Raw genomic sequence first — 12,470 nt, 5'->3', positions numbered from 1 at the left:
GACATGACCGCGCGGATCCTCGTCGTCGACGACATCCCTGCCAATGTCAAACTTCTCGAGGTTCGGCTGCTGGCCGAATATTTCGAGGTGTTGACGGCCTTCAACGGGCCGGACGCGATCGAGACCTGCGAAAACGGCAAGGTCGATGTCGTGCTGCTCGACGTGATGATGCCCGGCATGGACGGGTTCGAGGTCTGCAAGCGGCTGAAAAGCGATCCGGCGACCGCGCATATACCGGTGGTCATGGTGACCGCGCTGGGCCACGTTGCCGACCGGGTGCGCGGCCTCGAGGCAGGCGCCGACGACTTTCTCACCAAGCCGGTCAACGATCTGCAGCTGATGACGCGGGTGAAGAGCCTGGTCAGGCTGAAGTCGCTGACCGACGAGCTGCGGCTGCGCGCATCGACCACCCGCAACATCGGCATCGAGGCGCTGTTGAGCCGCAGCTTCGCGTCGGAGGACGCCACGCCGAAGGTGCTGTTGATCGACGAGCGCAAATCGTCGTTCGAGCGCATCCAGAAAATGCTGCGCGGCAGCGCCGAGCTCGACATTGCGACCGATCCGCATGCCGGCTTCTTCCAAGCCGCCGAGGCGCCCTATGAGTGCGTGCTGATCTCGACCGGTTTTGCCGATTTCGATCCGCTGCGGTTGTGTTCGCAATTTCGTTCGCTCGACCGCACCCGCTTCCTGCCGATCATCCTGATTGCCGATGGAGGCGAGGAGGGGCGCATCATTCGCGGGCTCGAGCTCGGCATCAACGACTATCTGATGCGGCCGATCGACCAGCAGGAGCTGACGGCGCGGCTGCGCACGCAGGTGCGCCGCAAGCGCTACAACGACCAGCTGCGCGCCAGCGTCACCCAGACCATCGAGATGGCGGTGACCGACGCATTGACCGGCCTGCACAACCGCCGCTACCTCGACAGCCATTTGCAGACGCTGTTCGACCGCGCCGTGGCGCGGCGGCGGCCTCTGTCGGTGATGATCACCGATCTGGACCGCTTCAAGACCGTCAATGACTCGCATGGCCATGATGGCGGCGACGATGTGCTGCGCGAGTTCGCAAGGCGGCTGCGCAAGAACGTCAGGGGTATCGACCTTGCCTGCCGCTTCGGCGGCGAGGAATTCGTCGTTGTGATGCCGGACACGGACGGCGCGGTGGCGGAGAAAGTTGCCGAGCGCATTCGCGCTGAAATCGCCCAGCTGCCGTTTGCCATCGGCCCTGAAGGCAAGGCGATCGAAGTCACGGTCAGCGTCGGCGTGTCATCGGTTCTGAAGGGCGCGGACACGGTCGCGGCGTTGATGAAACGTGCCGACGTGGCGCTCTACGAAGCCAAAAGTGGCGGCCGCAACCGGGTCGTCGCCAAGGCAGCGTAGGCTAGACCACCGATTATGCAGTCAATCGGACAGGGTTAGGAATTTACCTTAATCCAAGCGATTCGGCAGGCTTGGTTAAGAAACTATTGATTTTCAAACATTGTTGCGCAAATGTGCGGTGCAAGAACAAGGGCGATGCGGGCACGAGGGTAGACAGCCGCATCGCTTCGCCGAATACCCCATGATGCTCAGGTCCGCCGCATCTCCTGGGTCCGTGGGGTCGGCCGGCCGGCGCTGGCACATAGTGGCCTCCTCGTACCGCTGCCATACGCCGACCGGCCCCCTTTTTTGCCAAAAAATGAGATGAGCACTTCGCGCCAAACAGCGGAGGGTTCTGGCTTTCGGGGCCTTGAATCAAAAACGCCGCCCGAAGGGGCGGCGTTTTTGACAGAGCGTATGAAAACCAGATTACTTGATCTTGGTTTCCTTGAACTCGACATGCTTCTTGGCGACCGGGTCGTATTTGCGGAACGACAGCTTGTCGGTCTTGGTACGGCTGTTCTTGCTGGTCACGTAGAAGAAACCGGTGTCGGCGGTCGACAGAAGCTTGATCTTGATGTTTGCGGCTTTGGCCATTGTATCAGTCCGTTATGTTCGTGGGGTTTTGGCCGCTGGAGCGGGGGAAAACACCCGGACGCGGGAAACTTGGCGCGACACATAAAGAACGTGCCCGGAAAGTCAAGCCCGGCGCGGCCGCCGTGTCGTAAGCACATGAGTTGTCCGGATTAGGTAGCACATGAGTTGTCCGGTTTTATCACCGGCTCGATGGAGGCTGAGGCTCAGGGCGTTCGAATCTCGAAAACCAAGCAATTGGCTTTTCGTCCGCTACGAGGCCGCTTCTCACCCCACAAGGAGAGAAGGTAAGGTCGCTGTTGCTCGCCCTCAGCGGGGCCGGATTTCTAGGCTTCTTCCTTAACTGGAAGCGCTTTTTTCCAGTCCCCGGTGGTGTTCCACCAGCGATTCGGATTGGCGCGGTCGTCCAGGCCCTTGGAGCGGCTGGCGAGGATCGGCTGGATGCGGATCACCGGCTCCTGGTAGGAATGCGCCTGGAAAATCGCCTCGACGACGCGTGCGGCGAGCACCTGGTCGTCGGGCAACTCGAACGAGACCTCGACGGTGCCGGGGCGGCGGCGCAGTTCGGTTTCGACGCCGGCGGCTGCACCTTCCAGCGGTCGGTAGCGTTCGATGCCGTGCGCCGTTTGATAGGCGTTGCGGTCGTATTTGCCCATTGCCAGCGGCGCGATCGCGACCACGGCGTCCATGATGCGGTCGACATCGGTTGCCGGGGCCTGGAAGCTGACAAGCAGCAGAAGCGTCATGCGCAGAGATGTGGTTTCAAAGCCGCTGTCGATCATCACCGTATCCTCAAACTCGGGTTTTTTGGGACACCCTTTTAGCTGAGGTCTCCTGACACGGTTCTGTCAGCAGCGGCGACATCCCGTCAGGATTGCGCAGGCTGGCGACGGACAGGCTACCAGATCTTGCGGACCAGCCTGGCGCTGACCAAGGCGATATAGGCGGCAAAGAACAGGCCGAGCGACCAGCCGAAGCCGGAGGGCCCGAAGGCATCCATGCCGATGCCGATCGCCTGCGGGCCAAGCACCATGCCGACGCCGTAGCAGAGCACGAAGGCGGCATTGGCCGAGGCCAGTTCATGGCCGGAGAGCTGCGAGCCCAGATGGGCAAGGCCGATCGTGTACATGGCGGCCACCACGCCGCCCCAGACAAACAGAAGCGCCGCCATAAGGTGCCAATTGCCGGCGAAGAACGGCATGAAGATGGTGCCGGCAAGTCCGACCGTGGCACAGGCCAAAAGCAGATAGCGGCGGTCTGAGACGCGGTCGCTGATCATGCCGATAGGGATCTGCAACAGCACGTTGCCGAGGCCGATCATGGTGAGCAGGAGGGCTGCATCCGCCTCGGAATAGCCGATGCGGTTGCCATAGACGGGGAACAGCGCAAAGCCGCCGGTCTCGACGGCGCCGAACACCAGCACGGCGGCGGTCGCTGTCGGCACCAGCCAGATGTAGCGCAGGAAGTTGCTGGTTTCGCCGTCAACCACGATTGTGGGACTTTCATTCCGTGCGGCCAGCACCGGGATTGCGGCCAGCGCGACCAGGACGATGATGACGCCAAACGGCAAGAAGCCGGTGCTGCCGATATGGGCGAAGATCCATGGCCCGGCGGCGAAGCCGAGCGACAGCACTGTGGCGTAGATGCCGAGCACCAGGCCGCGCCGGCGCGGCGGCGCCGAGGTGCTGATCCAGAATTCCGACAGGATGAACAGCACCGTCAGCGCGATGTGCAGCACGACGCGTAGTGGGAACCACATCCAGAAGTCCGGCGCGAAGTGGAAGCCGACAAAGGCGAGCGCGCCGGCGGCGATCATGGCGATCATCGTCCAGGCGACGCCGAAGCGCATCGCCAGCGGCGTGGCCAGCGGGGCGCCGGCGATCGAGGCAAGGCCGGCGACCGCGGTGTTGAGGCCGATCATCGATGCCGAGTGGCCGCGGCTCTCGAGAATAACGCTGAGCAGCGGCATGCCGAGGCCTATGGCGATGCCGACGACGCTGATCGACGAGATCGCGGCGATCATCGGTAGCCAATGTACGCGCTCGTCGCCCTCTTGCTGGGTATCGACCGTCATGTGATGCCTGAATACTCTGTCTGTTTGATATTGCGTAATTCCGGACGGAAAACCGCGTCACACTTTTCCTGGAATTGCTCTAAAGAATTTCGCGAACGAAGCGGTTGCGGACAAGCCGGTAGAACGGCACGGACCCACCGGGTCGCAGGCGCGGATCGCCGGCAAGCCGCGTCTCCAGCTCCTGCAAGATCGTTCGGGTGATGTCGGGGATATCGGCCTCTCTGGCCTTGGCGAGCGGCAGCCAGACCAGTTCTTCCAGCTCATTGGTCGGGCCGCCACCCGGCAGTTCCACGGCGACATCGCTGCGCCAGGCGTTGAAGAAGCGGGTGTCGAAACGACGCACGCGATTGGGCGGGGTGATGGCGCGGGCAATGAAGCGCAGCGGCGCCAGCGAAGGCTGGACGCCGTGCTCGACAAAGCCCTGCCAGTCGCGTTTGTCGGTTGCGAACGAGCCTTTGCGGCCGATGAGCAGGCCGGCTTCCTCATAAGTCTCGCGGATGGCCGAGAGCGCGATGGCACGGGCCCGCGACGGGCTGATGCGGCCGACGCCGGCGGTCAGCCTGGCTTCTTCCTCCGGAAGCAATGGGGTGGCAACGGCAATGCGGCTGTCGGCCGAATCGGTGCGGCCGCCGGGAAAGACGAACTTGCCGGGCATGAAGGCGTGGCCTGCATGGCGCCGGCCCATCAGCACCAGAATCTCGTCGCCCTCGCGGTCGAGCAGGATCAGGGTGGCGGCATCGCGCGGGCGTATGGGCAGGCCGCTATGGGCGGCTGCGCCACGGTCCATCCTGCTGACTTCCGCCTTGGTCATACCTTCCATGCGCAGGACCTAGCGGAAACTTCTGGCAAACGAAAGTGGCCTTTCACGGTCGGCATGTTGCGCCAGGCGACATTGCCCTGACGCAAACTAGGTTCCGGGATGCGGCTCGGTGCCGTCTTTTTCGCCGCCGAAGCCGTGCATATAGAGCGCCCATTGCAGTCCGATGACGGCGCCCTTGACCGGTTGCAGCAGAGCGACCGACAGCACGATGGTCAACGGCACCCAAATGGCGATGTGCTGCCACATGGAGAGCGTCGACGTCGCCTCGACGCCCATGAAGGCGCCGAGAACGATGTGGCCGACGATGACGATGACGAGATAAGCGGGCAGGTCGTCGGCGCGGTGGTGGTGGAACTCCTCACCGCACGCGGCGCATTTGTCGACGCTTTTGGTGAACCCGGCGAACAACCTGCCTTCGCCGCAATGCGGGCAGCGGCCAAGGGCGCCGCGCTTCATCGCCGTCCACAGCGGGCGGGCGACTCGGCCCGAATGATGTTCGCCGCCGAAAACCTGCTTCTGGATTCCCATTTCGCTTGCCATTATCGTCTCCTGCCGCGCGACCCCGGGCGCGATTGCGACGCGCGGGCGCGGCCTTTTGCCTTGTGAAACGACCGTTTGGAGCCGGGCAGGGGCTTCGGGTCGGTCAGCATCTCGAAACGCATCGCGCCGGCCATAGGCGCCACCTCGATCAGGCGAACCTCGACGCGGTCGGCAAGCTGATAGCCCTTGCCGGTGCGTTCTCCGAACAGCGATCGCGCGGTTTCGTCATATATATAGTAATCGCCATCCAGACTTGACACCGGGATGAAGCCATCTGCGCCAAACTGCGGCAATTGGACAAATAGTCCCGATTTGGTGACGCCCGAAATGCGGGCGTCGAAGCGGTCGTCGATGCGCTCGGCGAGGTAGGCGGCGATCAGCCGGTCGACGGTGTCGCGCTCGGCCGCCATGGCGCGGCGCTCGGTGCCCGAGATCAGCACCGCGACGTCTTCCAGCCGCGTCTCTTCGTCCTGCGTCAGCCCGCCGGGGCCGAGCTCAAGTGCGGCAATCAGCCCGCGATGCACGATCAGATCGGCATAGCGACGGATCGGGGAGGTGAAATGCGCGTAGCGCTTCAGGTTGAGGCCGAAATGGCCGATGTTCTTGGGCGAATATTCGGCCTGACTCTGCGAGCGCAGCACCACTTCGTTGACTAGCCCCTCATTGTCGGCGCCACGCACGCGCTCGAGAATGCCGTTGAACTGGGCGGGCCGCATCTGCGCGCCACGCGCCAGCGACAGGCCGAGCGTCTGCAGGAACTCGCGCAGCGATTCCTGCTTGGCCAGCGACGGCGCATCGTGGACGCGGTAGACCAGCGCCTGCTTCTTCGCTTCCAGCGTTTCGGCGGCGGCGACATTGGCCTGGATCATGAATTCTTCGATCAGCTTGTGGGCGTCGAGCCGCTCCGGGACGACGACGCGGTCGACGGTGCCGTCCGGCTTGAGCAGGATCTTGCGCTCGGGCAGATCAAGCTCGAGCGGCTGGCGGCCATCGCGGCCGCGCTTGAGGATGGCGTAGGCGTCCCACAGCGGCTTCAGCACCGTATCGAGGATCGGGCCGGTCTTGTCGTCAGGAAGGCCGTCTATCGCGGCCTGGGCCTGCGGATAGGCGAGCTTTGCCGCCGATTTCATCATGACGCGGTGGAAGGTGTGACGCAGCTTGCGGCCATCGGCGGCAAAAATCATGCGCACGGCAAGCGCGGGACGGTCCTGGCCTTCGCGCAGCGAGCACAGGTCGTTGGAGATGCGCTCTGGCAGCATCGGCACGACGCGGTCGGGGAAATAGACAGAATTGCCGCGTTTCAGCGCCTCGCGATCGAGTGCGGTGCCATAGCGGACATAGGCTGCAACATCGGCGATCGCCACCGTGGCGATCACGCCGCCGGGGTTCTTCTCGTCGAGGTCGGGCGTGGCGAAGACGGCGTCGTCATGGTCCTTGGCGTCGGCCGGGTCGATGGTCACCAGCGGCAGGTCGCGCCAGTCCTCGCGGTGAGCAAGCGTCGCCGGTTTTACCGCCTCGGATTCGGCGATGACGTCGGCCGGGAAGATATGCGGAATGTCGTGCGCGTGGATGGCGATCATCGAGACCGCCTTTTCGCTGGTCAGCGAGCCCAGCACAGCCAGCACTTTTGCGCGCGGCAAACCATACCGGGAGGCCCGCGCCGGCTCGACCTCGACAAGGTCGCCGTTCCTGGCGCCGTTCTGGAATTCCTTGTCGACGATCAGTTCGGGCTGGCGACGTTCGACCGGCTCGATTCGGAAGGTGCCGTCCCTCAGGATACGGAAGACGCCCAGCACGGCATCTGTCCGCTTCTCGAAAATCTTCATTACGCGGCCCGTATAGGCAGGCCCGGTCGCCTCGTCGGTCGGGAAGGTCCTGGCCAGCACACGGTCGCCAATGCCCGGCTGCGGGCCATTGCCGCCGCGGGAGACGCGGATCGAGATCACCGGCGGTTCGCCGGTGCCGACGGCCTCCGCCGGATGCGCCAGCAGAATACCGTCGCCGTCGCGGCCGAAAATGTCGAGCACGGCGACATGGGGCAGGGCGCCGACACGGGCCAGCCGCTTGCGCTCCTTGGTCAGGATGCCTTCGTCCTGCAGGTCGCGAAGAATGTCCTTCAGCCAGATGCGGTCGTCGCCGCGCAAGGCAAACGCCTTGGCGATGTCGCGTTTTCCCGCGCGGTCGGGGTTCTCGGCGATGTAGCGCAGGATTTCGTCACGCGAGGGCCTGTAGTCGTCCTTGACCTTGGCCCTCGTGTCGGCGGTGCGCGGATCGCCGTGGCTTCTACCGGTGATCCTGCGCGCCACGCTGCTATCCCTTTTTCTTCGCCGCCGGCTTCTTGGTCGCCGACTTCTTGGCTGTGGTTTTCTTGCCGGTGGTTGTCTTGCCAGTGGTTGTCTTGCCAGTGGTTGTCTTGCCAGTGGTTGTCTTGCCAGTGGTTGTCTTGGCTGCGGGGACCTTGGCGGCTGCCGCCTTGCGGAACGGCTTCTTGCCGCCGCCCTTGGCTTCCTTCTCGGCGATCAGCGCCAGCGCGTCTTCGACCGTCACCGACTGCGGATCCTTGCCCTTGGGCAGCGTCGCGTTGACCTTGCCGTAGTTGACATAGGGCCCGTATTTGCCATCGCGCACGACGATCTTGCCGCCGCCATCGGGATGGTCGCCGAGTTCCTTCAGCGCCGCCGCGGTGCCGCCATTGCGGCCGCCCTTACCCTTCAGCTGCTTCTCGGCGATCACGGTGACAGCGCGGTTGAGGCCGATCGAGAACACATCCTCGATGCTGTCGACATTGGCGTAGGTGCCATCGTGCAAAACGAACGGACCATAGCGGCCAAGCCCGGCGGAGATCATCTTGCCGGACTCGGGATGCTTGCCGATGTCGCGCGGCAGCGACAGCAGCGCCAAGGCCTTCTCATGGTCGATGGAATCAGGCGTCCAGCCCTTGGGCAGGCTGGAGCGCTTGGCTTCCTTGCCGTCGCCGCGCTGGATATAAGGACCGAAGCGGCCTGAGCGCAGCGTGATTTCCTCTGCCGTGTAGGGGTCCTTGCCGAGCACCTTGGTGCCGTCCTCGCCGCCGCCATTCTCGCCATTCGGGTTGGCGGCATCGCCGAGTTGGCGGGTAAAGGAACATTCCGGATAGTTGGAGCAGCCGACGAAGGCGCCGAACTTGCCGAGTTTCAGCGACAGATTGCCGGAGCCGCATTTTGGGCAGATGCGGGGGTTCGAGCCATCCTCCCGCGCGGGGAACACCAGCGGCGCCAGTTCCTCGTTCAGCGCGTCGAGCACGTCGGTGACGCGCAGTTCCTTGATGTCGGCGACGGCGCCGGAAAAATCTTTCCAGAAGTCGCGCAGCACGTCCTTCCAGGCGAGCTTGCCGTCGGAAATCTCGTCAAGCTTTTCCTCGAGTGAGGCCGTGAAGTCATATTCGACATAGCGCTCGAAGAAGCTTTCGAGGAAAGCCGACAGCAGCCGGCCCTTGGCCTGCGGCACCAGCCGGCGCTTGTCGATGGTGACGTAGTCACGGTCTTCCAACGTCTTCAGGATCGCGGTGTAGGTCGACGGACGGCCGATGCCGAGCTCTTCCAGCTTCTTGATCAGCGACGCCTCGGAGTAGCGCGGCGGCGGCTCGGTGGTGTGCTGGGTGGCATTGATCGCCTGACGGGCCAGCTGCTCGCCGGCACGGATCTCGGGCAGACGACGGTTTTCCTCGTCTTCGGCGTCGTCGTCCTTCTGGTCGGTGTAGGCGGCGATGAAGCCGTCGAAGCGAACGACGGAACCGACGGCGCGAAGCTCCGCGGTGCGAGCGCCATTGACCGCCTCGATTTCGACCGTGGTACGCTCGATCTCGGCCGACTGCATCTGGCTGGCGATGGCGCGCTTCCAGATCAATTCGTAAAGCCGCAGCTGGTCGGAATCGAGATACTGCCTGACCGAAGCCGGCGTGCGCATGAAATCGGTCGGGCGGACCGCCTCGTGCGCTTCCTGGGCATTCTTAGCCTTGGCTGTGTACTGGCGCGGCTTTTCCGGGAGGTATCTTGGGCCGAATTCCTTGGCGATGGTGTCGCGGGCGGCGTCGATCGCCTCCGGCGCCATCTGCACGCCGTCGGTTCGCATATAGGTGATCAGGCCGGTGGTCTCGCCGCCGATCTCCATGCCTTCATAGAGGCGCTGCGCCACTTGCATGGTGCGCGTCGCCGAAAAGCCGAGGCCCGACGATGCCGCCTGCTGCAGCGTCGAAGTGGTGAAGGGCGGGCCAGGATTGCGCCGCGTCGGCTTGGCTTCCACCGACAGAGCCTTGAAGGTCGCGCCTTCGAGCATGCCCTTGATATCGTCGGCCTGCGCCTTGCTGGCGATGTCGAGCTTCTGCAGCTTCTTGCGCTCGAACGCGGTCAGCCGCGCCTCGAAGCTGTCGTTACGTGGCGTGCCGAGGAGGGCAGCGATCTGCCAGTATTCCTCGCGGATGAAGTGCTCGATCTCGGATTCGCGGTCGCAGACCAGGCGCAGCGCCACCGACTGGACGCGGCCGGCCGAACGGGCGCCCGGCAATTTGCGCCACAGCACCGGCGACAGCGTGAAGCCGACGAGATAATCGAGTGCGCGGCGAGCCAGATAGGCATCGACCAATGGCGCATCGATCTGGCGCGGATTGGCCATCGCTTCCAGCACCGACGACTTGGTTATGGCATTGAAGACGACGCGGCTGACCGGCTTGTCCTTCAACACGCGCTTCTGCTTGAGCACCTCCAGCACGTGCCAGGAAATGGCTTCGCCCTCGCGATCCGGATCCGTGGCGAGGATCAGGCCATCGGCATCCTTGACCGCGTTGGCGATGTCGGTGAGACGCTTTCCGGACGCGGTGTCGACCGCCCAGGACATGGCGAAATCCTCGTCGGGACGCACCGAACCATCCTTGGCCGGCAGATCGCGGACATGGCCGAACGAGGCCAGAACCTTGAAGTTCTTGCCGAGATACTTGTTGATTGTCTTTGCCTTGGCCGGCGATTCGACGACGACGACGTCCATGAGGTCTCATATCAGCTGTGGGGCGGCAGAAGAATTCCGCTGCGTGACGCATTCAATTGGTCGCTCACATGGCCGCGCTTTTGCGATCGGTCAAGGGCAAGCGGCCAAAATGCGGAGGCGTGTGCCGCAATACACTCTTAGAGTGTATGGAGAAGATCACAAAATTTTTTTCTGGGAGGGTTCGTGTTTCGAGCCACCGGGAAAGGCGCCGCGACCGCGTCGCGCTGCCCGTAAATGCCGAACTGGCCGCCGGGTCGCTTGGAGCCGGCGGCCAGCCGAGTCCCGCCGATGGCGCGCGGGATAGAGGTTCGGACGATCAGTCGGCCTTGACGATGTGCCAGACCTCGCCAACGCCGTCGCCGGTGACATCACCGGCCTTCTTGTCCTTGATGAAGGTGTATACCGGCTTGCCGTCATAGGCCCACATCTTGGTGCCGTCGGTGCGTTCGACGATGGTCCATTCGTCGTCCGCCTTGGCGCCATCCTCGGCCTTCAGCGGCGGCCAGTTGGTGGCGCATTTGTCATAGCAGTTGGTCTTGCCCTTCTCGTCCTTGTCATAGGTATAGAGCGTCATGCCGTTGGCATCGGTGTAGATCTTGGTGCCAGCGACTTCCGCTTCCTTCCACGCTTCGGCGGCGAAGGATGCGGCGGTGCTGAGCAGAAGGGCGGCCAGGCCGACGGTGATCGTTTTCATGGAAATCTCCCTGGTGATCCGACGAAGCGCGCAGAAATCGCGGCTTCGCTCTGTGAACGTTCGGCGAGGGACATTTCTTCCCCGGCTTGGTCAACTTGGGATTGGCCGACAACAATTCGTCCGGCCGGATCGTATCTGTAGCCAAATTCCACACGATGGTGATTGGCGAACACGATTTTGCGTCGCTATATCGGCGCCAAGGAATCTGGAGTTCTGGAATGCCATTGGACATCGGCTATGTCAGCGCGGTCGGAGCGGGGGCGATCTCGTTCCTGTCGCCTTGCGTGCTGCCGCTGGTGCCGCCCTATCTCTGCTACATGGCCGGCGTGTCGGTCGACGACTTTCGCGGTGGCGGTGCCGGCGTCGCGGCCAAGGCCGGCGCCCGCGGCGCGCTCATCTATTCCTCGCTCGCCTTCGTACTCGGTTTCTCCACGGTATTCGTGGCGCTCGGCGCCGGCGCCTCGACCATCGGCCATTGGCTGCGCGTGTGGCAGGAGCCGCTGGCGATGGCTGCCGGGGTGCTGATCATCCTGATGGGGCTGAATTTCCTCGGCATCCTGCGCATACCACTTTTGTCGCGCGAGGCGCGCTTCCAGTCGCAGGGCAAGCCCGCCAGCATGGTCGCCGCCTATGTCATGGGGCTGGCCTTCGCCTTTGGCTGGACGCCGTGCATCGGCCCGGTGCTGGGGCCGATCCTGACCTTGGCCGGCGGCCGCGAGACGGTGGGCGAGGGGGCGCTGCTGCTCGCCGCCTATTCGCTTGGCCTCGGCATTCCGTTCCTGATCGCTGCCCTGTTCTCCGGCGCCTTCATGCGCTTCCTCGGCAGGTTCCGCGTCCATCTCGGTCGCGTCGAAAAGGCGATCGGCGCGCTGCTGGTCGTCGCCGGGGTGTTCTTTCTCACCGGCGGCGTGCAGACGGTGTCCTACTGGCTGTTGGAGAATTTTCCGGTGCTGGGCCGGCTGGGGTAGGTGCTGGGCTTGACCCTAGGAATATCCGCTTCTGTGCACTTCAAATCGCCGTCCGATCTTCTCCGGAATGACTACCTCCTGGCCATCCGAGTCGATCCACGCACCATTTACAACTAAGCATTCTCCCATTGGGGCGGACGATCCATGTCCGTCCCACCCTGGGATGTTAAGATCGTGTTTGGGTGCGGTAGAGACCAACTCGTATCGCCATATCCTTGCCGATGTTGCGTCGATGGAGTTGTCGATTGACCAATTTTTATGCGCAATCGGTAGCGATTCCTTCTTATAGGCATCAAGCAACTGCAATCTGAGAGCCGCGATCAACACGCAGTTTGCCGCCTGTCCAAGATCAGGATGAACTAGATACTGAGCTCGCAAACCCGTGGGGCTATTAAAGAAAATGTC

At 63.3% G+C, this 12,470-nt stretch carries 10 protein-coding genes; 2 read left to right on the top strand and 8 right to left on the bottom strand.

Annotation, left to right across the window (positions count from 1 at the left end; translation table 11 throughout):
* The first annotated feature begins 3 nt into the window (after positions 1–3).
* The gene (locus tag X756_RS151815; protein WP_023710626.1) at positions 4–1,377 is read left to right on the top strand and encodes a PleD family two-component system response regulator; all 1,374 of its coding nucleotides are present in this window, start codon (positions 4–6) and stop codon (positions 1,375–1,377) included.
* Positions 1,378–1,785: 408 nt separating this feature from the next.
* On the opposite strand, the gene rpmG is transcribed toward X756_RS151815, so the two are convergent.
* From rpmG to X756_RS151855, 8 genes are all read right to left on the bottom strand, one after another.
* Positions 1,786–1,953, bottom strand: a complete 168-nt coding sequence (rpmG, locus tag X756_RS151820; RefSeq protein WP_006201775.1) for a 50S ribosomal protein L33 — start codon at positions 1,951–1,953, stop codon at positions 1,786–1,788.
* Between the two features lie 323 nt (positions 1,954–2,276).
* Positions 2,277–2,732: a hypothetical protein gene (locus X756_RS151825; RefSeq protein WP_023710625.1), complete on the bottom strand. Its 456-nt coding sequence runs from the start codon at positions 2,730–2,732 to the stop codon at positions 2,277–2,279.
* 116 nt (positions 2,733–2,848) lie between these two features.
* A complete protein-coding gene (locus X756_RS151830) occupies positions 2,849–4,024 on the bottom strand; it encodes an MFS transporter (RefSeq protein ID WP_023681570.1) in 1,176 nt (391 codons plus the stop codon).
* Between the two features lie 79 nt (positions 4,025–4,103).
* Positions 4,104–4,844: an NUDIX hydrolase gene (locus tag X756_RS151835; protein WP_023729851.1), complete on the bottom strand. Its 741-nt coding sequence runs from the start codon at positions 4,842–4,844 to the stop codon at positions 4,104–4,106.
* Between the two features lie 87 nt (positions 4,845–4,931).
* A complete protein-coding gene (locus X756_RS151840; RefSeq protein WP_027050375.1) occupies positions 4,932–5,384 on the bottom strand; it encodes a DUF983 domain-containing protein in 453 nt (150 codons plus the stop codon).
* A complete protein-coding gene (rnr, locus tag X756_RS151845; RefSeq protein ID WP_023729850.1) occupies positions 5,384–7,690 on the bottom strand; it encodes a ribonuclease R in 2,307 nt (768 codons plus the stop codon). Before rnr ends, X756_RS151840 begins: the two co-directional genes overlap by 1 nt.
* A 4-nt stretch (positions 7,691–7,694) precedes the next feature.
* The gene (gene topA, locus X756_RS151850; protein ID WP_023729849.1) at positions 7,695–10,403 is read right to left on the bottom strand and encodes a type I DNA topoisomerase; all 2,709 of its coding nucleotides are present in this window, start codon (positions 10,401–10,403) and stop codon (positions 7,695–7,697) included.
* A 316-nt stretch (positions 10,404–10,719) separates the two neighbouring features.
* On the bottom strand, positions 10,720–11,097 hold the full coding sequence (locus X756_RS151855) for a hypothetical protein (RefSeq protein ID WP_023688318.1): 378 nt from the start codon (positions 11,095–11,097) through the stop codon (positions 10,720–10,722).
* A 218-nt stretch (positions 11,098–11,315) separates the two neighbouring features.
* On the opposite strand from X756_RS151855, the gene X756_RS151860 reads away from it, so the two are divergent.
* Positions 11,316–12,065 (top strand): cytochrome c biogenesis CcdA family protein, encoded by a 750-nt coding sequence (locus X756_RS151860; RefSeq protein WP_023688319.1) that lies wholly within the window; start codon positions 11,316–11,318, stop codon positions 12,063–12,065.
* Positions 12,066–12,470 lie beyond the last annotated feature (405 nt).

Source organism: Mesorhizobium sp. LNJC405B00 (genome assembly GCF_000502615.1).
GTDB lineage: Bacteria > Pseudomonadota > Alphaproteobacteria > Rhizobiales > Rhizobiaceae > Mesorhizobium.
Note: the sequence above shows the minus strand (reverse complement) of the source record. Positions and strands in the feature narration are given on the sequence as shown.